Raw genomic sequence first — 24,129 nt, forward strand, 5'->3', positions numbered from 1 at the left:
GTTCGACTTGCATGTGTTAAGCACGCCGCCAGCGTTCATCCTGAGCCAGGATCAAACTCTCCGTTGAAGTAAAACAAATCAAACAGACACAACCACACCCACCGGAAATAACGACAGGACGCGGCTGCACAAAATTCGAAACCAGCTGAAAACCAGACCACCACACACGGGGGTGCGCAGCAACCCGGCCATAATTTCAACCAATCAATAAAACAATCGGCATCAACAAACTTGGCACACTATTGAGTTCTCAAACAACAGACACTACCGGCACCACCCACACCCACCAGGGTCCAGGATCGCTCCGGAGCAACTTTTCAAACTTACCCGATCAACCAGAACTTCGCAAATCAACGTTTCCGCGATTTCCGGTCCAGTCTCCGGCCCCACCCGACACAAGCACGCCCGGAAGCGCACCATTTTTCAGGCTGTTATCAAAGGGGTTCGGCCTCCGCGGTTCCCAACTCCAAGCTGTCTCACTCGCGGCGACTCAGAAGACATTACACGCCCACGGGCACCGGCACAAATCACCCCCAACACCAACCAAAACCCGCGCCAACACAGGCCAAAAGGACGCACAAACCCCTCAAACAAAGCATAATCCGCCCAAAACAACCCAAGTGAAGCCCATCACAAACCCAAACGACCCCAAACCCCACTCCCGCAACCCGGGGGACGTGAGAGAGGATCCGCCCCGCAACCCCTGGGGACCTGAGAGAGGATCCGCCCCCAACCCCGGGGGACGTGAGAGAGGATCCGGCCCCAACCCAGGGGGAAGTGAGAGAGCGATCAATCCCAACCCCGGGGGAAGTGCGAGAGCGTTGGGAAGGGGCGGCGGCATCCGGCAGCGCGCGCCCAAGACAAGAACGACCAAGCGCACCAAGGAAGACCCCCGCCCAGCCGCCAACCCAACCCCTGGGAAGTGAGCGGGCATCCGGCCCCAACCCCGGGGACGTGAGAGAGGATCCGGCCCCAACACCGGGGGACGTGAGAGAGGATCCGGCCCCAACCCAGGGGGAAGTGAGAGAGCGATCAATCCCAACCCCGGGGGAAGTGCGAGAGCGTCGGAAGGGGCGGCGGTCGTCCGGCAGCGCGCGTCAAAGCGACGAAGGAGCAGCGCGCCGAGGACGACCGCCGCACCAACCCGCAACCAGCAGCCCAGCCACAACTCCCCCGCCCAACCAGCAACCACACCCACTCGCCACTCCGCCGCACCAACCCGCAACCCACAACACCCAACCCACAACCGCAACCAACCCCCGCGAACACGCGCTTAAACGCAAAAAAGGCCGGCAACCATAACGGTTGCCGGCCTTTTCAGGGCTTCGTGATTACCAGGAAGACTTGGTGATGCCCGGGAGCTCACCACGGTGAGCCATGTCGCGGAAGCGAACACGGGAGATACCGAACTTCTGGAGCGTGCCACGGGGACGGCCGTCGATCTGGTCGCGGTTACGCAGACGGATCGGGGAGGCGTTGCGGGGCAGCTTCTGCAGGCCGAGGCGTGCAGCTTCGCGTGCTTCGTCAGTCGCGTTGGGGTCAACCAGGGTCTTCTTCAGTTCGAGACGCTTGGCAGCGTAACGCTCAACAATGACCTTGCGCTGCTCGTTGCGAGCAATCTTTGACTTCTTTGCCATGTGTTTAGCGCTCCTCTCGGAATTCGACGTGCTGGCGGATCTTGGGGTCGTACTTCTTCAGGACCAGACGGTCCGGGTCGTTACGACGGTTCTTGCGGGTTACGTAGGTGTAACCCGTGCCCGCGGTGGACTTCAGCTTGATGATCGGACGTACGTCCTTGTCCTTTGCCATTAGAGCTTTACTCCTCGTGCCAGGATGTCAGCAACGACTGAGTCGATGCCGCGTACGTCGATGGTCTTGATGCCACGGGCTGACAGGGTCAGCGTGACATTACGGCGCAGGGACGGAACCCAGTAGCGCTTCTTCTGAATGTTCGGATCGAACCGGCGCTTGTTGCGACGGTGCGAGTGCGAAATGCTGTGTCCAAAGCCCGGCTCGGCTCCGGTCACTTGGCAGTGTGCTGCCATGACTCTCCTCCAAAGATTGAATGTAACGGCGTGCAGATGTTCCTGCGTTACCGTGCGACAGGCAGCGTCCGCATCCGGGTCCAAACCATTTCGGTAGTTTCCGCAGCAAGTGCGGCGAAGAAGGTTGGCCTCAGGGCCGGACAGTGATGAACACTGGAACAGGTCCTGGGATACCGGGCGAATACAGGAATGCACGCAACTTGAGCCCCTAACTACCGGCCACCGGGATGTCGGAAAAACCGACAGTCACCACCAACCGGAGCAATTGCACACGAACCGCACTACCTAGCGCCTAACTATTCTACGGGTCAGGCCAAATTAAGACCAATCCGGCATCATACGCCTCTTATAGCTCTTTCACAGCAGAACGAAAGGATGCGGGGCGAGTCTTATGACATGACCTCGCTACTGACCCCTAAATCGACGGCGGAAGGCACCCAGGTGTCGGTCCCGCGGAAGGCGCAGACCGGCGTCGAGCGCTTCCGTCCCCAAGCACGTCGGCGGCTGGCCCGGGCCGACATCCTGGGTTTCCTTGCATGGTTTTCAGGTGCTGCGGCGGTGGCACTGTGGTTGGCCGACGGCGGCGCCGACGGGTTCTCCTCGTTCGCGGGAACCATGACCGGGTTGGGCATCGTGGCCGGCCTGATTGGCATGGACCTTGTGTTGCTGATGCTCTTGTTGGCGGCCCGGATCCCGTTTGTCGACAACGCCATAGGCCACGATCGCGCGCTGGAAGTGCATAAGAAGCTGGGCAAGCCCGCCCTTTATCTGCTGTTGGCACACGGGCTGCTGCTGGTGATCGGATACGGCGCAGCTGAAGGACTGGACCCACTCAGCGAAGCCGTGTCGTTGTGGACCAGCGTCCCAGACATGTGGCTTGCATTCGTCTCCATGGCACTCTTCATCGCAGTGGTGGTTTCGTCGCTGGTTGCGGTCCGCCGCAAGTACCCATACGAGTTCTGGTACGCGATTCACCTGTTGACCTACGCCGCAGTGGGAACGGCAATCCCCCACCAGTTCAGCGTCGGCGGGCTCTTTGCCGAGGGCACCTGGCAGCGCTGGTATTGGCTGGCGCTCTGCGTCTTTACCGGCGCAGCCCTCCTCTTCTACCGGGTGTACCAACCGCTGGCCTCCAGTTTCCGGCATCAGCTCACCGTCAGCCGGGTGGTTCGCGTTTCAGCGGACGTTTTCAGCATCGAGATGACCGGACGCAACCTTGGGCGGTTGTCCGGTACAGGTGGTCGCTTTTTCTTCTGGCGCTTCCTGGCATCGGGCCACTGGTGGCAACCGCACCCGTTCAGCCTGTCCGCGGAACCATTTCCCGGATCGGCCACGGCTCCGGGGAAGTTGCGGATCACCGTCCGAAACCTCGGCGACGGCTCTGCCCGGCTCGCCCATATCAAGCCCGGCACCAAGGTAGCTGTTGAAGGACCCTACGGACTCTTCAGCACCGCCGCGCGGTCCAGGAACAAGGTGGTGATGATCGGTGCAGGCATTGGCATCACCCCCTTGCGGTCTCTGCTGGAGTCAACCCCGTTCGAACCGGGCAACGCGACAGTCCTGCTCCGCGGCCACGACGAATCCGAGCTCTTCCTCGGCCACGAAATCATGGCCCTTTGCCAGGCACGGGGCGCGACGCTCCACCATCTGACCGGTCCTCGATCCGCGGGGCAGCACACGTGGCTTCCTGAACCGGCCGTCCAGTCCGGGTTCACGCTCACCTCCTACGTCCCCGGAATCGCGGACGCCGATGTGTACGTCTGTGGTCCAACCCTTTGGGCCGATTCCCTCATCCGGGACGTGCAAGCGGCCGGCGTCCCCGCAGAGCAACTCCACTACGAAAGGTTTGACTGGTGAGAATACGGGCAGCATTGGCAACCGCGGTTGCGTCGGCGGGCATCCTCCTTGCCGGGTGGCAGTCCGGCGCGCACGTGGCCGAAACCGGCACGGCGACCACCACCAGCCTGAGCAGCAGTTCCATCACAGGCGGCGCCAGCGGCAACGGCTCCGGAAACACAGGCAACGGCAGCGGCAGCGGAAGCAGCAGCGGCACCGGCAATCAAGGAACCAACACGACGGCGGCCACGTACGACGGCGCGTCAGTCCAGACCCGCTTCGGTACCGTCCAGGTTCAGGTGACAATCCAGGACGGCAGGATCACTGAGGTCACGGCGTTGCAGCTCACTGATGCGGAACGGAAGTCAGCTCAGATCAGCAGCCGTGCAGCCCCGGTGCTGCGGTCCGAAGTCCTTCAAGCCCAGTCAGCCAATGTCCAGACCATCGGCGGGGCCACAGTGACCAGCGACGCCTACCTCACTTCCCTCCAGGCAGCCCTCGATGCAGCCAACTTCTAGCGGAAAACAGCTGCGTGCGCGGACGTTCCGCAGCATGGGCACTGTGGTGAGCCTGACGGTGGCGGGCAGCACCTGGGCCGATGCCGCGCAGGACGAACTGGAGTCCGCCGTCGAGGTTGTTCAGGGAATTTTCACCGAGTTGGACCGCACATTCAGCCTGTACCGCCCCGCGTCCGAAGCGAGCAGGCTGGCCCGTGGTGAACTCACATTGGCTTGCGCATCCGGGAGCATGCAGGACCTTTACGCCGAGGCGTCGGAATGGCGGTTGGCGACAGAGGGTGCTTTCAGCGCCGAACGTCCGGACGGCATTTTGGACCTCTCCGGAATCGTGAAAGCCCACGCTGCCCGCGAAGCGGCTCTATCCCTGGGTGCGCTGGGGCTGCATAACTGGTGCTTGAACGCCGGCGGGGATGTGCTGGTCAGCGGACACCCTGGACACGCCACACAGGAGCCATGGCTCACCGGGATTGTGGATCCGCTGGATCGACGGGCTCTGCTGGGCGCCTTCCCGTTGGAATCGGCAAACGCCCTGGCTACTTCGGGCTCGGCGGAGCGGGGCCACCACATTTGGGCCGTCGGCGGGAACAGGTCCGGGTTCATCCAGGTTTCGGTCGCGGCAGTGGATATTGTGACAGCCGACGTGTTGGCGACTGCAATCGTGGCCGGCGGCACGCGGACGTTGGATCAAGCCGTTGAAAGATGGGGCGTGGGCGTGCTTGCGGTCAACTCCGACGGGACCTTGCTGGCCACGCCGGAGTTTCGGGCCGCGGCGTAAGGCGTCCGCGGCCTTGAGGGAGCGAGGCCAAAAGCACTGGGGCCTAAAGTGGCCGGATGAGTTCGGGATACTTGGGGCTGAGGCTGTCCCCGGAAGATACTCCCCGCAGGCGGCGCGATACCCAGGGAGCCGCAGATTCCTTGACCCACCGGGCATTGGCCTTCAAGGTTTCCACCCGGTTGGCCAAACGGATGGGCGCGAGTTCCGGCACCTCGATCGCGTGCTCGTGCTCCAGGACATCGAGCACCCGCCTTGCCATGTTCACGTGGCCGGCCGTGGACATGTGCATCCGGTCGTCTCCCCAGAGGCGCCAGTCGTCGTACTCGTCAAAGCGCCAGTAATCCACCAGCAAGGCTCCGTGGTCCTCGGCGATTTCGCGGACCAGTTCGTTGTAGATCGCGGTGCGGCCACGCATGGCGCTGAAGACTTTCGAGCCCTTCGCGTCAAAGCCCGTGAAGAGGACCACGGTGGCGCCCGTCGCGCTTAACTTGGCGATACCGGCGTCGTACTCTTCAAGAAGCGAGTCAATATCGATCTTGGGCCGAAGGATGTCGTTCGCCCCTGCGTACAGGGTCACCAACGTAGGTTTCAAGGCGACGGCGGCATCCACCTGTTCAGCCATGATCTGGCGGAGTTTCCGGCCGCGAATAGCAAGGTTGGCGTACCCGAAGTCCTCGTTGGTGCGGGCCAACTGTCCGGCCAGGACATCAGCCCAGCCGCGGACACCGTTGGGACGGCCGGGATCGTCGTCTCCGACACCCTCAGTGAACGAGTCCCCCAGGGCAACGTAACGGGCAGAAAAATCCATGCCGTCAGTCTGCCACTTCAACGACCGGGGCTACAAAGCACCGCTTGAGCGGGTCACGAGTCACGGAGGATCCAGTGGTTGTTGTCCAGGCGGGCCACAATTTTCTCACCGATCCGGGCGAGGTCGGCCACGTCGTCCGGCGTCAGGGAATCCAGCATCAGGGTCCGCACGGATTCCACATGTCCCGGTGCGAGGTCGACGATCGTTGCCATGCCGGCTTCGGTGAGGTGCGCAACGGTCACCCGGGCGTCACCGGGATGCGCCTGCCGCTCCACCCAGCCACGTTTCTGCAACTTGGTCACTACGTGGGACAGGCGCGACAAGGAGGCACTCGTGCGTGCGGCAAGTTCGCTCATGGGAAGGTACCGGCCCTCCGTTTCGGAGAGCATTGCCAACACGTTGTAGTCAAAAAGGGACAGTTTGCCGGCCGACTGAAGCTGGGTGTCCAACGCCGAGGGAAGCAAGGTGTTGATGCTCAGCAGGGCCAGCCAGGCACGGCGTTCGTCGGCGTTCAGCCAGCGGGGTTGAGTCATGAACCCATCTTAGGAGAATTCACAGCTTCCTTAGGTCCGCGCTCGGGCCCAACCGATAGGCTGGCGGCATGTTCGTAGTCTCACTGACCTACAAAGTTCCCGACGAAATCGTCGACTTCCACCGCCAGGGCCATATGGCCTGGCTTAAGGAAGCGTTCGACGCCGGTGTCTTCCTTGCGTCCGGACGTCGCGTCCCAGCCACGGGCGGTGTGCTCCTGTCCAAAGTGGACCGGGCAACCCTGGATGCTTCCCTGGCGCAGGACCCGTTCTACAGCAACGGTGTAGCCGAATTTGAGATCATCGAATTCACGGCAACCAGCGTGGCGGAAGGCTACGAGAACCTGCTGGACAGCTGAGGGACCTGCGCTTTCGCACCGGCCATCCCCAGCCGCTCTGGTAGCACTACCGGCATGAGGTCAGGCCACCGCGCGCCCACGTGATCGCCGCTGGATACGCCGCGAAGCCTGCGTGACAACCAAGGCCCGACGTCGCGCCTCAGCCAAGCGGCGTCGTCGGCGATGTTTTCCGTAAAGGTCCGCGGACGGGGAGCTCCGAGCACCGGTGATTCGAGCGAGTGAGGCGAACCAAGGACCTCCAGGACCTTTTTGGCCATATAGCTGTGGCCCGGAGTGGACATATGCAGTCGGTCCGGGGCCCACATCCGCTGATCCTGGAACTTCTCAAAGCACCAGTAATCCACCAGCAACGTTCCGTATTCAGCCGCGATCCGCCGAATGCTGCGGTTGTAGATTGCCGTGCGGACCTTGAGCGGCTCCAGCAAGGGCGATAGAGGAACGTTGTAACCCGTAAACAGCAGGACCGTTGCTCCACTGGCCACGATCCTCTGCACGGCATCCTCATAAGTCCGGATGAGCCTGGTCATGTTTGGCCTTGCCATGAGCAGGTCATTGCCGCCGGCATAGAAGCTGACAAGTGTGGGGTTCATGGCCAGCGCAGGCTCGATTTGTTCGTCAATAATCTGTTGGAGCCGGCGGCCGCGGATGGCCAGGTTGGCGTATCGGACGGATTGGTCCTGCCGCGCCATTTCTTCGGCCACCCTGTCTGCCCAGCCCCGGCAGTTGTTGGGAAGCCTGGGGTCGGGGTCGCCTACGCCTTCGGTAAACGAGTCTCCGAGGGCGACAAACCTGAGCTGGTCCGTCACTTGGTTTGCTCCGTCATTTGGCCTGCTCCGTCATTTGGTCTGTTCCGTCACTTGGTGGCCTCTTCCATGAGCTTTTTCAAGCCGCCCTTCCGCGGGACCTCGACGGGGTGGGGCCAGCGCGGGCTCAGTGTGTCGCCGAGGGTGACCCCGCGCAGTTTCCGGCCGAACAGCGGGACCACCCAGTCGTTGACCCAGCGTCGCTGCTTCCGTTCCCATTCACGGACGGAAATGCGGGTGGGCGGATCCCACTCCTTTGGGGAGATCTTGTGTGGGACGTTGAGGTGGTCCAAAATCTGGGCGGCCAAATATTTGTGGCCCGCCTTGGACATGTGGAGCCGGTCCGGGGCCCACATCCGCGAGTCCTTGTAGGCATCGAAGCACCAATAGTCCACAAGGACTGCGCCGTAAGTGGCGGCGATCTCACGAACCCTTTGGTTGTACAGGGTGTTGCGCTTCTTGAAGGGCTCCAGGACCGCCGAAACCTTGACGTCGAACCCCGTGAAGAGGACCAAGGTGGCACCGGTTTCGCTCAACCGGGCAACCAGCGACTCATAGTCTCTGAGGAGTGCGTCCATGTCGGTGCCAAAATCGAGGATGTCGTTGCCTCCGGCGTAGAGCGTGATGAGCGTTGGCTCCATGGCAAGCGCCGGTTCGAGTTGTTCATCGATGACGTGCCGGAGCCGTTTACTGCGCACAGCCAGATTGGCGTACTCCCAGCCGGGCTGCGCCTTAGCCAGCTTCTCGGCCACCCGGTCGGCCCATCCGCGCACCCCGTTCGGCAGGACTTTGCTCGGGTCCCCCACGCCCTCGGTGAAGGAGTCCCCGATGGCGACAAACCGCCGTCGAGCCCTGCTCCCAACCCCGGATTCCTCCCGCACCCCACCGAAGCTACCGGCCCCCGGTTACGCGAGAGCCAACCCCAAGTGAACAAGCCACGGGGGAAGTGATAGAGCGACGGCCGCTATCACAGGAGAAGTGATAGAGCGCCGGTGCGAAACACGGGGGAAGAGATAGAGCGTCGCCGCCCCCAAACACGGGGGAAGTGATAGAGCGTCACCCCCAAACACGGGGGACATGAAAGAGCGACGGCCCCGAACACGGGGGAAGTGAAAGAGCGTCGGGCCCAAGCAAGGGGGAAGTGAGAGAGCGTCGCAAGGTGAGGTGCGCACGAGCCGCAGCGACGGTTTTGCAAAGGAGCGCATCGCGCCCCATCGTGGCGGGAAGGTCGCCCAGCGACCGTATCGCCACTTCTGGGGCGTGTCTAAGCGACGGCAAAACCGCCGCTTCGGCGGCCACGCCCACGACGGACCAGCCACGACGGACCCGCCCCTGTGACCCCGCCCCTGTAACCCTCAGAGGATGCAGACTCGGCTTAGCCCTCCGCTTTGCCTCGGCGCCAGTAGCCCATGAAAGCAACCTGCTTCCGGTCGATACCAACGTCGCGCACCAAATACCGCCGCATTTCCTTGATCACGAACGCTTCGCCGGCGATCCACGCGTAGAACGGCAAGGCACCAGCGGGCAGGGTTGGATTCTTGGACGCTTCGATGGCTGCTGCGTCCATGCGCTGGGGGGTTTCCCAGAGGATGTCCTGGTCCACGTTGACGTCTTCGGGCTCGGGTCCGGCTGCGGTGCCTGCGCCCTTGATGCCTACCCAACCTGGCACGGGCACGGCCTTGGCCACGGCTTCTTTGAGGAGTTCGCCGTGGGGACGCGAGCGTCCGATGGCTGCGCCGCGGGCGAGCCAGGTGATCTCGATGTCGGCTGCCGTGGAGATGTCCTGGAAGTCGCCGGCTTCCGGCACTTCAAGGAAGGCATGGCCGGTCATGTCGGCGGGCAGGCTTTCGAGGATGGCACTGATGGCGGGGACAGCTGTTTCATCGCCGGCGAGAAGCACGCGCTGGGCCATGCCGGGACGCCATTCGATGCCGCCGTAGGCACCGGCCGTGGTGCACTGCGCAGCCCGGTTGTTGGGGCCGATGATGGTCAGGGCGTCCCCGGGCTTGGCCGCAAGGGCCCAGTTGGCGGCGGGTCCGCCGTTTCCGGCGTCGTCGAAGTGCATGACGAAGTCGATGTCGATCTCCGGGTACACAGCATCAAGGCGTTCGGAGCGGACGGTGTAGGTACGCATGTCACCTCGGATGGAGGGATCCATGGCCAACCATTCCTGGTACCAGCCTGCTTCTTCCATCCTGAAGGGAGGCAAGGGGATGGCGTTGCCGGAAGCGTCGAAGGAGGGAATCATCAGCTTCACGCGCAGGTCCAGGGTGTCCCCGGCGACGCCGAATCCCCGCAGCGAGTAACCGCCAAAGGTGATGCGGCGGAAGTTCGGGCTCAGCTCCTGCACCGCCGTTACGGTGACGTCGAAGGCGAGGGTCATGGGCTCCACGGCACTCGTTGTTGCCTTCGTGGGTTGTGCACTCATGAAGCGATCTCCAGTTCGTTGGTTGAAGCGGTTCGTGCGTGGTGGCGTCCGATAGGGACGATCAAAGGTGTGCCTGAGATGGGGTCCATCACCACCCGGGATTCGAGGCCGAACACGTTGAAAACGAGTTCCTCGGTGACCACGACGGGGGCCGGACCTTCAGCAACGATGCATCCGCCCTTCATGGCGATGACGTGATCGGCGTACCGGGCGGCGAGGTTGAGGTCGTGGAGCACGATCGCCACTGTGGTGCCGCGGCTGCGGTTGAGGTCGGTGATGAGGTCCAGGACTTCCACTTGGTGGGCAAGGTCAAGGTAGGTGGTGGGCTCGTCCAGCAGCAGGACCTCGGTCTCCTGGGCAAGGGCCATGGCAATCCATACGCGCTGGCGTTGTCCGCCGGAGAGTTCGTCGATGCTCCGCTCAGCGAGTTCCAGCGTGTCCGTTGCGTCCAGCGCGCGCTGCACCGCGGCGTCGTCGGCGGCTGACCAGCTGCGGAAGAAGCCTTGGTGCGGGTACCGTCCACGCCCCACGAGGTCCCGCACGGTAATGCCGTCCGGGGCAGTGGGGTGCTGCGGAAGGAGGCCGAGCGTCCGGGCAAGTTCGCGGGCGGGGCGGGTGTGGATGTCTTTGCCGTCGAGGGTCACGGCGCCGCCGGCGGGTTTGAGGAGCCGCGACAAACCCCGCAGGAGAGTGGACTTGCCGCAGGCGTTTGCACCTACGATCATGGTCACTTTGCCTTCGGGGATCTCGGTGGAGAGTCCCTCTACTACCTTGCGTGCCTCGTATTGGAGCGTGAGGTCCTTGGCATTAAGGACGGCCATCTCAGGCCTCCTTTCGGTTCGATGTGACCAGCAGCCACAGCAGGAAGGGTGCACCCAGGGCGCCGGTGATGACGCCGACCGGGAGGACGGTTCCGTCGAGGATGACGGGGGCGATGTTGGAGGCCAGGAAGTCGGCGAGCAACACGATCAGCGCACCGGTAAGGGCCGACGCCGGAAGGCTGGGTTTGCGGACGATGCGGCGGGCGATCGGTCCGGCCAGGAATGCGACGAACGCTACCGGGCCGGCGGCAGCGGTTGCGACGGCGGCAAGCCCGACGGCGGTCAGCACCAGTCCCAGCCGCGTGGCGTTGACCCGGATTCCCAGGCCGGCGGCGGCGTCGTCACCGAGTTCGAGGATGCGCAACGGGCCAGCCAGGGCGATCACGGCGGGGATGAGGACCAGCAGCGAGACCGTCAGGACGCCCACGCGGTCCCAGGTAGCGGTATTCAGCGAGCCGTTGAGCCAGATGAGGGCGTCGGCGGCAGTGCGGACGTCCGCCCGGGTCATCAGGAAGTTGACCACTGCGTGAAGGGCGGCGGCGATGCCCACGCCGGCAAGGATGAGGCGGTTGCCTGCCGCGTTTCCGCGGCTTCCTCCACCCGCGCCCGAACCGCTGCGGGAGATCGCGTAGATGATGGCCGCGACACCAAGCGCTCCGATCAACGCAGCACCGGAAACAACGGCTCCGGAGGCGCCGAAAATCACGATTGCCGTCACAGCTGCCGCGCTGGCACCTGAGCTGATGCCGATGATGTCCGGGCTGGCCAAGGGGTTGCGCAGCATGGTCTGGAAGAGTGCACCGGCGAGCCCGAAAGCCACGCCGATCATGGTGCCAACCATCGCCCTGGGCAGTTTGTGCTCCATGACGATGAAACTGGCACCGGGGATCTTTTCGCCACCGGTGAGGTGGTTGATCACAATGGTGAAGAAGTCCGGGATGGTCACCGTGTAGCTGCCCAGGAGCACGTAGACGGCGAACATTGCCACGAGTGCCAGCGCGAGGAAGAACGTGGGGCTCAGCACTCGCCAAAGTGGCATTTTATGAGGGTGTTTGGGGGAAACATTGTCATTAAGTGCCAGCTCGGGGGCGGATTTAAGGACGGTCACAGCCCTGCCCCCTTTCCACGGCGGATGAGCCAGACAAACACCGGCGCCCCCACGATCGCAGTCATAATGCCGGCCGGAACTTCGCCCGGAAGAAGGATCACGCGGCCAATGACGTCGGCGGTGATGAGCAGGATGGGAGCCGACACCAGGGAAAACGGCAGGATCCACCGGTAATCCGGCCCGGTCAACAAGCGGACGGCGTGCGGAACCACCAAGCCCACGAAGCCAATGGGGCCAGCCAAAGCAGTGGCCGAGCCACACAACAGCACAATCCCCAGCGCCGTGACGGCACGGGCCAGGACAACGTTTTGGCCCAAGCCGCGGGCAATGTCGTCACCCAGGGCCAGGCTGTTCAGGATGCGCCCGCCGCCAAGGACGATGATCGCGCCAACGGCCAGGAAGGGCAGGGCAGGCAGCAGCACGGACCAGTCACGCCCACCAATGCTGCCCACCTGCCAGAAACGGAAGCGGTCCAGGGTGTCCTGGCTGGAAACCAGAATCACGTTCGTCAGGGAAACCAGGCCGGCGCTCAGCGCTGCGCCCGCCAGGGCGAGCTTGACCGGCGTCGCACCGTCACGTCCCAAAGACGCCACGGCATAAACCACGACGGCGGCCACTGCGGCCCCGATGAAAGCAAACCAGATGTAGCCGGTCAAGGAGCCGATGCCAAAGACGTAAATGCCCACAACCACAGCCAGGGCCGCGCCGGCGTTCAGGCCCAGGATGCCCGGATCAGCCAACGGGTTGCGGGCCACGCCCTGCATGGCAGCCCCGGCCAGGCCGAGCGCTGCCCCGGCAAGGAGGCCCAGGATCGTGCGAGGAATCCGTGCGATCACCACAGCGTGGTTGCCGTCGGCCGGATTGAAGTTGGTGAGTGCTTCCCACACGGTATTAAGGGGAAGGCCGCGTGCGCCGATCGCCAGGGATGCGGCGCAGACTGCGGCGAGTACGACGACGGCCACCAGCAACCAGGCGGTGCGCTTGCCTGCGCTGCGGTTGCTTTCGCTGCGGCGGGTCCCGGTCCCCCCTCCGGATGCCGAAGCGCCAGGGGTGCCTCCAGGGACAGCCGGCACCAAAGTGCCGCTGCCCCTCCCCTGGAGTGCCGTCGTCGTACTCATTTTCATGGTGTTACTTGCTCACGGCTTCCGCTGCGCTACCCAGCTTCGGCAGGAAGGTATCCAGTGCCCACGGCAGGCTCAGCGGCGAAGAAGCGGAGATGGAGAGCGTCAGGGTCTGGTCCGAATCGGCAACCAGGCCGCCCTTCTTGATCGCCGGGATCTGGCCCAGCAGAGGATCGGCCTTGACGGCGTCGGCGGTGGTGGCGTCCGGAACCCAGGTCACGAAGATGTCCGATTCGAGCTCGTTGGCCTTCTCAGCGGACCACGGGATGAAGAATTCCGTCTTCGACTTGGTGTTTTCCGTGACGACCGGTGCCAGCTTCATGCCGATTTCGGAGAGGAAGCGGGGGCGGTTGTCGATGGCGGTGTACACGTTGGCACCGTCACCCTTGGCAGGCTCGAGGTTGCCGTAGATGAAGGTCTTGTCCTTGATCTGCGGGTACTTGGAGACCTTGTCCTTGATGGTGGCTTCGGTGTCCTCCACCAGCTTCTTGGCTTCGGCTTCCTTGCCCAGTGCCTTGCCGATGATGGTGGTGCTTTCCTGCCACGGCGTACCGTAGGACAACTCCGGCTGCGCCACAACGGGGGCGATTTCGCTGAGCTTCTTGTAGTCAGCCTCTTCCAGGCCAGAGTACGCGGCCAGGATGACGTCGGGGCTGAGCTTCGCGATCTCGGTGAAGTTGATGCCGTCTGCCTCGGAATACTGGACCGGAGCCTTGTCGGTACCAAAGCCGGCGTCGAGCTTCTCCAGTGCAGCGTCCTTCCAAGGGGTGGAGCCCTTGTCATTGTTGCCCCACTCGTTCTTGGGAACGCCAACCGGGACAACGCCCAGGGCGATCGCGACGTCATCATTGACCCACGAGACGGTGACTACGCGCTTGGGCTGTTCCTTGATGGTGGTCTCACCAAAGACGTTCTTGATGGTCACCGGGAAAGCAGCGGACTCAGCCTGCTCGGATGCCGGCGATGTGGTTGCCGGGCCTGTGGAGCAGCCAGTGAGTGAAAGGGCGACGGCGGCCAAGGCGGCCGTCGCGGTACCTGCAGTTTTCAGCAGGGCGCGGCGTGGGAGAAGGGATGCCACGGTACTCCTTAGGTAAGTGATGCGAACCTAAGTAAGGCTAGCCTACCCTCCGGATAATTAAGAAACGTTTGCGTCACGTAATCCACCCCATGGGCAAAATGGGATGCAGATCACACCCTCGCTCACATCCCCCGCCCTTCAGCCCAACCCTCGCTCACATCCCCCCCGCCCGTCAGCCCAACCCTCGCTCAGTGGACATCTCCCCTCGGGTTTTGGGAAGATAGCGGCAGCGGACTACCGCTTCCAAAGGAATCGAACGAGGGGATGAGCGTGCGCACTGTTTCAGTTGCCGCAGCCATGGTTGGCGAGGTGGCCGCTTTGGCCTGCTTGGCACTCCCCCGCCCGTCGGTATCTTCCTAGGCTCATCTCCCGGACACCATGAATTTCGGGGTCCCTTTGTTGCGCCTGCCTTCCCGGATGACCGACGACTTCTGCCATTTCCCGCGCGCCAGAACTCCGCGCGGACGTCGACCATTTCCGAAAGAAGCATTGCCATGCAGAAAATTACTGCCCAACAGATCCGTTCATCCTTCATCAATGCAAGTCGCTCCGAGGCGGCCAAACTCAATCTCCCCCGTGACTTTGAAACCATCAATTGGGACAACCTGGAGTTCCTGGGATGGCGGGACGAAAAGATGCCCCAGCGCGGGTACCTTGTGGTTCAGCACCGGGGAAAGCTCACCGGGATCATGCTCCGTGCCCCCGAAGGTGGATCCGGAAAGAGGCGCGTGGTGCTGTGCGAACTGTGCCGCGATGTCTTCTCCAAGGATGACGTCTACCTGTGGGTTGCCAAGAAGGCCGGACAATCCGGCAAAGACGGGAACACAGTGGGGACACTGATCTGCGCCGAGTTCGGTTGCAGCGCCAACGTGCGCAAGGAACCGCCCGCCAACGAGATCAACCCGGACCCGGCCGCCGTCGTTGTTCGACAAATCGCAGGGCTGGAAGCCCGGACCGAACAGTTCCTGGACCGCGTCCGCGCGAAGTAGGACCTGAAGCAACGCGGGGTCACTAATGGCCCTTTCGCACTCCCCGAGGGGGCGACAAGTGACCCCGCGTTGCTGTTACCGGAGGACGATGTCCACAGGGTTGGCTTCGGAGCGCCACGCGCCCGGTTCGCCCGGACCGGCGATGACGGGAGCCGTCAGCACGCCCGAGCGGTTGGTGCGCTTGTCCCGGAGGATCTCGGTAACGGATCCAAGGTGCCGGGACAGGTCGATCACGTTTTCCGGCGCGGCAAGCAACAACTGGAACCCGAACTCGTGAAGCGCCTTGATGCCGGCGCCCGCGAATTCCTCCGAGGCCAACACGAACGCTTCGTCCATCATCACGGTTCCGTAGGTGGTGAACCCTTGCTCGGCGATGCCCAACTGGTAGCTCAGGGCAGCGGCCATGATGAACGCCGTGAAACGCTGGCGCTCCCCGCCGGACATGGAGCCGGTGTCGGCGTGCATGAACACTTCGGTCTTCTTTTTGGTTGCCTTGCCGGTGCCGGCTTTACCGGGGGCCTTGCCCGCCTTCGAAGCTACTTCGCGGTGCTCCTTGCACTGGATAAACAGGTGCCCACGAACGTCCAGCACCTCGGCCCGCCAGCGGCGGTCCTCGGGCGTTTGCGATCCGAGGCGCTTCACCAGGGTTTCCAAGGACTTGTAGCGGGCGGTGAGCTCGGCGTCGTCGTCCACTTCCGTCGCTGGAGCAGCTCCCCGGGACGGCCGGGTGTGCTTTGCCTTCAGCGCATTCTGGATCGCGTCCTTGAACTGCTTGGCCGTGGCCGGAAGCGTCTGCTTGATGTCCAGTTCCAGGAAGCTGCCCTCGTGGAAATTGACCTGGGACAGGATGCCGTTCAGGGGCAGGATGCGGCTGGTGATACTGCGCCGTTCCTCATCCAGCAAGTGCAGGAGCGTACTGAACGACTCGTGGGTGCGCTGGTTGAAGAACAACCGGAACTCGGCCTCTTGGGCGGGCAGTCCGTCGCTGACGATCGCATGATACCGGGACTCGAAGTCGCCGGCTGCTCCGATCGATGTACCGTGGTCGGCGCTGATGGCACTTCCCCAGTCGCGGACGAACGCCTCGAACATGCGTGTCAGCCGCTCGGCGGTTGCCTGCCCGCGCGATTCAGCGGCATGAAGCTCGTCGAGCAACTTGTTGCGGACGCTGTTGGCCAGGTTGTCGAGCTCATAAAGCTCGGAGACATCAGCGACGCCGTCAAAGTAGGGTTCCAGCGCGGTGATGGTGGAGGCCGACGGCGGTGCTTGCTCCAGCTTCAACCTCGCGGCATCGAGCAGGCCGTCTGCTGTGGTCATTTTGTGGTCCAGCGCTTTGTATTCGCTCTGCAACACGGCGGCCGACCCTGTGGAGGACTGGTGCTTTTCCCGCACGGCCTCGATGTTTGCACGGAGTGGCTCCAGGTCGGCCTGCGCGGCCAAGGCGTCCGTCAGCCGCTGCTCAATGCGGGCCAGTTCGTCCGCGGCCACCGCTGCGGAGACCTGCTCCCATGGCCGTTCGTCTTCGGCCACCCGACGCAACGCCTCGAGCTGGCGGGCCATGCCCTGATGCGAATCCTCGCGGCTCTGGGCCAGTTCGGCAGCCTTCACCAGCTCGTTTTCCAGCTCGCCCACCCGTGCGGCCACCAGCTCGAGTTTGGAGGCGTTATCGAACCCGAGGACGTAGTCCTGGCGGCTGGTGAAACGGTCGTCTTTCTCCACGGTGTGCCGGTTGCGCTTGACCACGCCACCCAGGCTCAGGCCCTTGTCCATCCCGGCCAGCTGGTCGGGATCCTCGACGCACGGGTACGCGAAGTCCACGGCGATCCGCTCGCGGATCCATTCCCCGGCGTCGGCATTGGCGCCCGAGGTGAGGATGCTCAACTTGGTCAGGAGGTCGCCGTCGAAAACGTCCTCCACAGCCAGCGCGCCACCGGCGAGCGGCTTGGACACATCCACTGCGCGGAGAGCGCCACGGACGGAGTTGTCGTTCAAGTAGCGGGTAACTGCGGCGAAGTGCTCGCCCGGAACCAGCAACGTGGTGGCAAGGTTGCGGAGGGCACGCTCAGCCGCCGGGCGCCACTGGTCCTGCCCCTCGGCGAGGTCGATCAGCTCACCGCCAAACGGCATCCGCTCTTCCGGGACGCCTGTTGCGGCGGCGATGGCGGCACGGTTTTCGATGCTCGACGGCGGCAGCAAGGACTTGCGCGAGCGGAGCGACAAGAGTTCCTGCTGGGCCGCGGCAAGCTCCCGCTTCTTGGTGGCATGGCCGTCGAAGGCCTCGAAACGGAGCTCCTTCAGGGCCTCCGAATCGTCCTTCAACTCTGCCGATCGAGCTGCTGCCTGCTCATGGGCCTGGTCCCAGCCCTCGGCGGACCACTCAAGGTTCAACCCGGCCTCGGCCAGCGCTTTCCGGGCCGAATCCTCAACTTGCTGACGCAGCTTAAGGCCAACGCGGGCGTTCTCCAGCGACTGTTCAATGGCCGAAATCGCGTTGCCGCCGCGGTTGTTGTAATCCAGCTCGAGATCGCGAAGCTCCTTGGCCAGGGCGTCGCGGACGGTGCGCTCCGCGGCAAGTTCCTGCGCCTTGGACTGCGCGAGCTCCTTAAACCGGGCCAGCGTCTTTGCATGCACAGTCACTGCGAGCTGCTGCTTGTAAGCCTCAAACTCCTCGCCCGCCAACTCCCGGAGCCGGTTCGCGTCCAGCAATGCCTGCGCGTATTCCTTGTTCAGCCCGGGAACCGGAGCAAGCTGGTCCCGCTGCTGACGGACATCTTCCAGCCGCTGCCGGATGGACATCAGGTTGCTGAACTCCTCCACCACGTCATCGGCGGCGGCCAGAGTCGCCGGGGCGTCAAGCACCTGGTCACGGAAGAACGTGTTGACGCTTCCGCCCAAGCCCTTGCCGGCCTGGATCACGCGAAGCAGCGGCAGCGCCTGGTCGGAGTTGATGCCCAGCAGCCTGCGGAAGCGCTCGGCGAACGCCTTATGCACATCGAAGACCTGGCCTTCAGGGAAAATCGACTCCAGCGCGCCCTTGGTAAACCGCTTCTGCGCAATCCCCTCAATGGCCTCAAGATCCAACGGCTTGCTGTCGATCACGTAGAACCGACCGACACTGGACTCAGTGCCATTTTTGGGAAGGTCGAACAGCGCCGACACCGTCACCTTCGTGCCGGCCGCGTTATCAAACGTCAGCGCGACGGCGGACCAGGTGGCACCAGGGCGCTGGAAGGCACTGGCCGAGCTGTCCCCCACGGCCTTGTCGCCAACCTTGCCGCGCATATAGGTGAACGTGGTCCTCTTGTCCTCCACAGCACCGCCGGACCGCTGGGCAGCAGCCTCATTCGAGCGCGGACGGGCATCGAAAACGCGGAGCATCGCATCAAAGAGAGTCGACTTACCGACGCCCGAGTTGCCTGTGAGCAGGGTGCCCTTGCGGTCCACGTGCATGGTGTGCGCGCCATGGAACGTGCCCCAGTTGACCACCTGGACGAGCGCCAACCGCATCTGGCCCGGGTTCGTGAGTTCGCCTAGTGGGAGCATGCTTGCGATGGTCACTTGGTGATCCCGTCAGTCGTGGTTGCGTCCGCGGCGGTACCGGACACATTCTCTGCATGCTCGCTCGTCCCTCGCTTAGACGCATGCTGCCGCATGTCTCCGGCATCGCCGCTCGTGCCGTTCCCGACTTCATCGGCATCTCCGATTTCATCCGAAGAACGCTCGACGTCGGCGCTCACGTCAGCGGGCCCGTCACCTTTTTCTTCAAGCCCGGTGTCCGCTGCGGAGCGATCGCTTGAATTGAGATCGATCTGGTTGGTGGGGTGCGCGCTCGAGTTAGACGGCGCCGATGCCGCCCCGGGAGTGGCATCCAAGGCACTGGCCGAGGGACCCGACGCGAGCTTGCGAGTGTTGGGAAGGCCACTGCCGCTGTCGGAGCCGGGCGGCTCGCTGCTTGCAGCAGAGCCGCCCGGCGAAGGGGCGGGGGCGGCATCGGCGTCGTCGTCCCCGTCTTCGGAAGCGGGGCTGGAGTCGGGGTCGAGGTCCAGGAGGGGTTCTGTTCCGGACTCGTCCGCTGCTACTGCTATCAGTGCCTCGATCTGGGCCGGGATGTCGCCGATGTTCTCGAAAGGAAGGGCCAGTGGGAGGGCGTTGCTGATGGTGTAGCTGTCATCCAGCTGGGTGGGGAGGAGAAGTTGGCGAGCCAGGAGTTTGGTGATGGTCCGGGTTACGACGTCGGAGTCCCTGAGGGCATCTTGTTGGCCTGCAGGGGTGTAGTTGGCCACGAGGTCGGAGATCTCTTCACGGGTGATGGTCGGATCTGTCTGGGCTGTGACATGGCGGTCCAGCAGGAGCCGCAGGCGCAGCAGGACGATGGTTTCCACGCGGCTCAGGGCCCGCTGCTGCCGAAGGATGCTTGACCGGGAACCGGCACCGATGATTTCGGGGTCGACTGGGCGGAGGACTGCAATCTTGCGGTCGTGATCGAGCTGGAGAGTGAGGAACAGCTCGGAGAGCCGGCTGCGGAGGATCAGCTGGTTGTCCAAGAGCGTGGTCCACAGTTTTTCGTCACGGCCGCCGTCGATGTAAGGGCCTTTGAGGAGCTTCACCAGAGCATGGCGGACCTTCATGGGGAGCACACCGGTGTCACCAGGGAACAGGGCAGCCCCGTCAACAAAGGAGTCCCGCGGCGTGACCCGGAATGGGTCCGCGTGACTGATGTCTGCAGCTGGTTCCGTCGCAGGTTCAGCAGCTTCTGTCGTCGGCTCCCCAGCCTCCGCCGCGTCCTTGGTCCCCTCCGTGGTGACCTCAACCGCCTGGGCGGGTTCCGGCGTCGTGGTTTCCTCAACGGCGGGTTCCGGCGTCGTGATTTCCTCAGTCATCAGAATCCTCATTCAGCGTAACGACCGGCAGGTACGCAGTGCGGGTACTGCCGTCGATTTGTTCGAAGTCGATGTGTTCCCAGGCGGCGCGATCGAAGGCCGCACCCGTCTGGAGCGCCATGGAGAGCAGGGTGCGCACAGTGTTGATGTGCCGTTCCTCAGCGGGGAGGTTCTCCCATGCCTCGGCCAAGGTAGCGGATCCCGCCATTGCCGCCCGGACCACGGCAGGCTTGGCTTTTCCGGTTCGTGCGGACCGGACCCGGTCCGAGTCGCTGAAAGCGATGGGGTCGGCAAGGCGCGGGGGTGTGGCAAATTCGTCGGGATCGAAGAGTTTGACCATGGCCAGCGATTCGAATCCGGCGTTGAACAGCACAGGTCCGGGAACCAGGCCGGGCCGGTCGCGCTCGTACGGCAAGGAGCGGATCGCTTGCTCGGCTTCGGCAAGTACTTTGCGGAGGCTGACCGATTGCCGGACGTCGTCGCTTTGGATGTAGGTGTTCAGGCTTTCGGAAAGCTTGCCGTAGATCCGCTGGATCTGGCTGTGCTGGGTGCGCAGTTCGGCCACCAGGTTCTTCAGGGTTTCGCGGTCTTCCGGGGTGAGGTCGTCTGCAAACTGCCGGCTCAGCACCTCGCCGATCGCCGAACGGAACCGCAACTGCTGCTGCGGGTCCTCCAGGAAAGCGGTGAAGGACCGGAAGGTACGTCCCTCAGGGCTTTGCCGCAGCCGCTTGTCGGCTTCCAGGACCTGGGCCATGGTGGCGCCCTTGCTCAGGGATTCCTCGATGATCTGGTTCCGGAGTTCGCCCACCAGTTCTTCGATGCGGTCGCGCATTTTCTTGTAATCAGCGGGCAGGCTGGCGGCAAGGTCAAGGATGTTGCCGGCAGCTTCCACCGCCTCTTCATCGTCCAGGAGGCCATCGAACTCGCCGGAGCTGATGTCCTCCACCAGCTGCTGCCGCTCTTGGATTTCTTCTTCCAAGGCCTCCAGCCGCGCGCTTTGGTCCGGGTTGGTCTCGTTGGCGAGCTTCTCCACGTCACCCAGCAAAGTGCCAAGCCGTGATCCATTCAAGGTTGAACGTTCGCTGGACAGGCTGTCGAGGAACGCCAGTACACGGGCCGCTGGCTCGGTGACTTCGTAAACGATCTGGCCCGACTGGTTCCGGCGGGTCAGGAATTGCTTCCGGGTCCATTCATCACCGAACAGCTTGCCGTTCTGTTGGCCGCCCAACGCCGGGTCCTGGCGCCGGAGCTGCTCAAGGAAAGCGTCGACGTCGGCATGGAACTCTTCGAGCGGAAGCTGCGGACGGGTGCGGGTGAAGGAAGCCTGCAGCACCGCGATCACCCACGGCGCCGAACGCGTCAGGGCCCACGCCGGCCCCTTGGTCAGCTGTTCGAGGTCACGGAGCCTTGCGCTGATCGCATCGGCGGAAGACATGGCTGAACGGGACAACTACTCTCCTTCAGCTGCTGCGAAACCTGGCTGGCAGCGAAAACTGCCCCGTACAAGGTTAACGCAGAGCGTCGGAGCCTCCCCACCGCAACCATTTCGTAACCTACCGTGCGGTATGGTTTCGATCCCGTATCAACGCGGCCACGGCACGTTTCCGCTCTGGCCGGAACGTACCTGGCACCCCTAGTGTCAGAGCATCGACGCAGCCACGCCGCGCCGACCCACGCACCGTCGCTCCGGGGGGAACCATGGATTTCGATTTCACTGCGCTGGAAACAGGCACATACGTAGTTATTGGAACACTGTTTTTCGCTGCGCTTTTGGTGGCATTCATCGCTGCAGCAGCAATGGCAACAATCGTTCTTATCGGCGCAATGGGCATGGTTTGGTACGCCGTCAAAGGCGTCCTCGGCGGCCTCGTCCATGGCATTAATTTTGCGTGGGACCGTTTGGTCCACCACGCGGGACAAGTGGAAATTCCGGCCGAATTCCAGCCCCAAATTTCCACTGGCACGGGTAGCTACCCGCGGGTAGCATTGAGGGACAGCTGAAGGGTTCCCACCCGAGGCGGACCCTGGCTCCATCCGGCATAACCGGCTAGAGGAGTTATCCCATGACGTCCGCCACTGACAACAGTCTCGCCGCAGCAAGCGTCAACGCCACCGCAGAAGAAGCCCGCGCCGTCGCCGAAGCCGCGCGTGAAACCGAATGGAACCGGCCCAGCTTCGCCAAAGGCCTGTACCTGGGCAGCTTTGACCTCAGCCTCATCCACCCGTGGCCACAAGCCAAGGGGGACGATGTAGAGCGGGGCGAGGAATTCATGGGCCGGTTGCTCACGTTCGCCAAAACCATGTCAGGCCGCGTTATTGAACGGGACGCAAGAATTCCTGACGAGTACCTCAAAGGGCTCGCGGACCTGGGCGTTTTCGGCATGAAGATCCCCCGCGAATACGGGGGCCTGGGCCTGTCCTTGGTCTATTACGGGCGCGCTTTGGCCCTTTTGGGATCCGTGCATCCGAGCCTGGGCGCGCTGATTTCCGCCCACCAGTCCATCGGAGTGCCGGAGCCGGTCAAAGAATTCGGCACGAGCGAACAGAAGCAGGAATACCTGCCGCGTTGCGCCGCCGGCGCCATCACCGCTTTCCTCCTGACAGAGCCCGACGTCGGCAGCGACCCCGCGCGGATGGGCGCCACTGCCGTATTGTCCGACGACGGCGGCTCTTACGTTCTGGACGGCGTGAAACTGTGGACCACCAACGGGGTGATCGCCGAACTGGTGGTGGTCATGGCCAGGGTCCCCGCGCACACCGATGCTGATGGCACCGAGCATAAGGGCGGCATCTCGGCATTCGTTGTGGAGATGGACTCCCCCGGGATCACTGTGGAGAACCGCAACGCCTTCATGGGGCTGCGCGGGATCGAGAACGGGGTAACCCGCTTCCACCAAGTCCGGGTCCCTGCCGCCAACCGGCTCGGCCGCGAAGGCCAAGGACTCAAGATCGCCCTCACCACCCTTAATACGGGACGGCTTTCCATCCCCGGACTCTGCGTTGCCGCGGGAAAGTGGAGCCTGAAAATCTCCCGCGAATGGTCCAACGCACGGACCCAATGGGGACGCCCGGTTGGCCAACACGAAGCGGTTGGCAAGAAGATCGCTTTCATCGCCGCCACCACTTTTGCCTTGGAAGCCGTTTTTGAACTGTCAGCCGAGATGGCGGACGCAGGGCAGAAAGACGTGCGGATCGAGGCAGCGCTGGCCAAGCTGTGGTCCACCGAGCTGAGCTGCCGGATCGCCGATGAACTGGTCCAGATCCGTGGCGGCCGGGGCTTCGAAACCGCCGACTCCCTGGAAGCCCGGGGCGAGCGTGCCGTCCCGGCCGAGCAGCTGCTCAGGGACCTCCGCATCAACCGGATCTTCGAAGGTTCCAGCGAGATCATGAAACTCCTGATCGCCCGCGAAGCAGTTGACGCACACCTTGCAGCCGCGGGCGACCTCGCCTCAGCGGATGCGAGCTTGCAGGACAAGGCGAGGGCCGCCGTCGGGGCCTCAGGTTTCTATGCGAAATGGCTGCCGAAGCTCGTAGCCGGCGCTGGAATGGATCCGCGGTCCTACGCGGAGTTTGGGCGCCTGGCCAAGCAGTTGCGGTTCGTCGAGAGGTCCTCCCGGCGGCTGGCGCGGCAAACCTTCTACGGCATGGGCCGGTGGCAGGCGAAGCTTGAACACAAGCAGGCGTTCCTGGGCCGGATTGTGGACATCGGCGCTGAGCTGTTCGCAATGGCAGCCTGCTGCTCGCGGGCTGAAATGCTGCTGCGCAAGCACCCGGAACAGGGTGCCACGGCGTTTGAACTGGCCGAGGCCTTCTGTGAACAAGCGCGGGTGCGGGTGGATGAGTACTTTGACCAGCTGTGGAGGAACACTGACGACGGCGACCACGGGCTCTCGCGCAAAGTCCTCGCCGGAGACTACGCCTGGCTGGAGGCCGGAGTTTTGGACCAGTCCGAAGGCACCGGGCCATGGATCGGCGACGCCTCGCCCGGCGCTTCAACCAAGGAGAACCTGCACCGCAACTACAGGTAGCT

Annotated in this window: 21 protein-coding genes, 1 rRNA gene and 1 pseudogene; 7 read left to right on the plus strand and 16 right to left on the minus strand. The window is 63.4% G+C overall.

Going from position 1 to position 24,129, the window contains the following annotated elements:
• The 4 genes from BLQ01_RS17135 to rpmB all read right to left on the minus strand — a co-directional run.
• Positions 1-67 (minus strand): 16S ribosomal RNA (locus BLQ01_RS17135); the annotation flags it as partial.
• Positions 68-1,331: 1,264 nt separating this feature from the next.
• Positions 1,332-1,637 (minus strand): 30S ribosomal protein S14, encoded by a 306-nt coding sequence (gene rpsN / locus BLQ01_RS17140; RefSeq protein ID WP_011776360.1) that lies wholly within the window; start codon positions 1,635-1,637, stop codon positions 1,332-1,334.
• 4 nt (positions 1,638-1,641) lie between these two features.
• Entirely contained in the window at positions 1,642-1,809 is a 168-nt protein-coding gene (gene rpmG / locus BLQ01_RS17145) for a 50S ribosomal protein L33 (RefSeq protein ID WP_003798558.1), read from the minus strand.
• Positions 1,809-2,045 (minus strand): 50S ribosomal protein L28, encoded by a 237-nt coding sequence (rpmB, locus tag BLQ01_RS17150; protein WP_011776361.1) that lies wholly within the window; start codon positions 2,043-2,045, stop codon positions 1,809-1,811. Before rpmB ends, rpmG begins: the two co-directional genes overlap by 1 nt.
• Before the next feature lie 396 nt (positions 2,046-2,441).
• Between rpmB and BLQ01_RS17155 the strand changes: the two genes are divergently transcribed.
• Genes BLQ01_RS17155 through BLQ01_RS17165 form a run of 3 tightly spaced genes read left to right on the plus strand, consistent with a single transcriptional unit; the run spans position 2,442 to position 5,174 of the window.
• Positions 2,442-3,902 (plus strand): ferredoxin reductase family protein, encoded by a 1,461-nt coding sequence (locus tag BLQ01_RS17155; RefSeq protein WP_091553067.1) that lies wholly within the window; start codon positions 2,442-2,444, stop codon positions 3,900-3,902.
• Entirely contained in the window at positions 3,899-4,399 is a 501-nt protein-coding gene (locus BLQ01_RS17160) for an FMN-binding protein (RefSeq protein ID WP_175493475.1), read from the plus strand. The genes BLQ01_RS17155 and BLQ01_RS17160 overlap by 4 nt, the downstream gene beginning before the upstream one ends.
• Positions 4,383-5,174 (plus strand): FAD:protein FMN transferase, encoded by a 792-nt coding sequence (locus BLQ01_RS17165; protein WP_091553071.1) that lies wholly within the window; start codon positions 4,383-4,385, stop codon positions 5,172-5,174. Before BLQ01_RS17160 ends, BLQ01_RS17165 begins: the two co-directional genes overlap by 17 nt.
• Positions 5,175-5,217: 43 nt before the next feature.
• Here the strand turns inward: BLQ01_RS17165 and BLQ01_RS17170 are convergent, their stop codons facing one another.
• The gene (locus BLQ01_RS17170) at positions 5,218-5,982 is read right to left on the minus strand and encodes an SGNH/GDSL hydrolase family protein (protein ID WP_091553073.1); all 765 of its coding nucleotides are present in this window, start codon (positions 5,980-5,982) and stop codon (positions 5,218-5,220) included.
• 53 nt (positions 5,983-6,035) lie between these two features.
• Positions 6,036-6,515, minus strand: coding sequence for a MarR family winged helix-turn-helix transcriptional regulator (locus BLQ01_RS17175; RefSeq protein WP_026542716.1), 480 nt, complete (start codon positions 6,513-6,515; stop codon positions 6,036-6,038).
• Between the two features lie 68 nt (positions 6,516-6,583).
• Between BLQ01_RS17175 and BLQ01_RS17180 the strand changes: the two genes are divergently transcribed.
• The gene (locus BLQ01_RS17180) at positions 6,584-6,871 is read left to right on the plus strand and encodes a YciI family protein (protein ID WP_026542715.1); all 288 of its coding nucleotides are present in this window, start codon (positions 6,584-6,586) and stop codon (positions 6,869-6,871) included.
• Here the strand turns inward: BLQ01_RS17180 and BLQ01_RS17185 are convergent.
• The 7 genes from BLQ01_RS17185 to BLQ01_RS17215 all read right to left on the minus strand — a co-directional run bounded on the left by BLQ01_RS17185 (position 6,847) and on the right by BLQ01_RS17215 (position 14,230).
• A complete protein-coding gene (locus BLQ01_RS17185) occupies positions 6,847-7,677 on the minus strand; it encodes an SGNH/GDSL hydrolase family protein (RefSeq protein ID WP_091553076.1) in 831 nt (276 codons plus the stop codon). The genes BLQ01_RS17180 and BLQ01_RS17185 overlap by 25 nt on opposite strands.
• A 47-nt stretch (positions 7,678-7,724) precedes the next feature.
• Positions 7,725-8,555 (minus strand): SGNH/GDSL hydrolase family protein, encoded by an 831-nt coding sequence (locus BLQ01_RS17190; protein WP_091553078.1) that lies wholly within the window; start codon positions 8,553-8,555, stop codon positions 7,725-7,727.
• 494 nt (positions 8,556-9,049) lie between these two features.
• Positions 9,050-10,102, minus strand: coding sequence for a siderophore-interacting protein (locus BLQ01_RS17195; protein ID WP_026542712.1), 1,053 nt, complete (start codon positions 10,100-10,102; stop codon positions 9,050-9,052).
• Positions 10,099-10,923 carry an ABC transporter ATP-binding protein gene (locus BLQ01_RS17200; protein WP_091553081.1) on the minus strand — a complete coding sequence of 275 codons (825 nt, stop codon included), beginning with the start codon at positions 10,921-10,923 and terminating at the stop codon, positions 10,099-10,101. The genes BLQ01_RS17195 and BLQ01_RS17200 overlap by 4 nt, the downstream gene beginning before the upstream one ends.
• A 1-nt stretch (position 10,924) precedes the next feature.
• Positions 10,925-11,962, minus strand: a complete 1,038-nt coding sequence (locus tag BLQ01_RS17205; RefSeq protein WP_245232969.1) for a FecCD family ABC transporter permease — start codon at positions 11,960-11,962, stop codon at positions 10,925-10,927.
• Positions 11,963-12,027: 65 nt separating this feature from the next.
• Positions 12,028-13,155, minus strand: a complete 1,128-nt coding sequence (locus BLQ01_RS17210; RefSeq protein WP_091553085.1) for a FecCD family ABC transporter permease — start codon at positions 13,153-13,155, stop codon at positions 12,028-12,030.
• Positions 13,156-13,159: 4 nt separating this feature from the next.
• Positions 13,160-14,230 carry an iron-siderophore ABC transporter substrate-binding protein gene (locus BLQ01_RS17215; protein WP_091553088.1) on the minus strand — a complete coding sequence of 357 codons (1,071 nt, stop codon included), beginning with the start codon at positions 14,228-14,230 and terminating at the stop codon, positions 13,160-13,162.
• A gap of 494 nt (positions 14,231-14,724) precedes the next feature.
• Between BLQ01_RS17215 and BLQ01_RS17220 the strand changes: the two genes are divergently transcribed.
• Positions 14,725-15,219, plus strand: a complete 495-nt coding sequence (locus BLQ01_RS17220) for an FBP domain-containing protein (protein ID WP_026542040.1) — start codon at positions 14,725-14,727, stop codon at positions 15,217-15,219.
• Positions 15,220-15,294: 75 nt separating this feature from the next.
• Here the strand turns inward: BLQ01_RS17220 and BLQ01_RS17225 are convergent, their stop codons facing one another.
• The 3 genes and pseudogenes from BLQ01_RS17225 to BLQ01_RS17235 all read right to left on the minus strand — a co-directional run bounded on the left by BLQ01_RS17225 (position 15,295) and on the right by BLQ01_RS17235 (position 21,549).
• A complete protein-coding gene (locus BLQ01_RS17225) occupies positions 15,295-18,777 on the minus strand; it encodes an ATP-binding protein (protein WP_091553090.1) in 3,483 nt (1,160 codons plus the stop codon).
• Between the two features lie 434 nt (positions 18,778-19,211).
• Positions 19,212-20,099, minus strand: a pseudogene (locus tag BLQ01_RS17230) (DUF4194 domain-containing protein); the annotation flags it as partial.
• Positions 20,092-21,549, minus strand: a complete 1,458-nt coding sequence (locus tag BLQ01_RS17235; protein WP_026542042.1) for a DUF3375 family protein — start codon at positions 21,547-21,549, stop codon at positions 20,092-20,094. The pseudogene BLQ01_RS17230 and the gene BLQ01_RS17235, both read right to left, overlap by 8 nt.
• Before the next feature lie 248 nt (positions 21,550-21,797).
• Between BLQ01_RS17235 and BLQ01_RS17240 the strand changes: the two genes are divergently transcribed.
• Positions 21,798-22,100 carry a hypothetical protein gene (locus BLQ01_RS17240; protein ID WP_026542043.1) on the plus strand — a complete coding sequence of 101 codons (303 nt, stop codon included), beginning with the start codon at positions 21,798-21,800 and terminating at the stop codon, positions 22,098-22,100.
• 62 nt (positions 22,101-22,162) lie between these two features.
• Complete coding sequence (locus BLQ01_RS17245) at positions 22,163-24,127, plus strand: acyl-CoA dehydrogenase family protein (protein WP_026542044.1); 1,965 nt, start codon at positions 22,163-22,165, stop codon at positions 24,125-24,127.
• The last annotated feature ends 2 nt before the right edge of the window (positions 24,128-24,129 follow it).

This window comes from Arthrobacter sp. UNCCL28, assembly GCF_900102805.1.
Lineage (GTDB): Bacteria > Actinomycetota > Actinomycetes > Actinomycetales > Micrococcaceae > Arthrobacter > Arthrobacter nicotinovorans_A.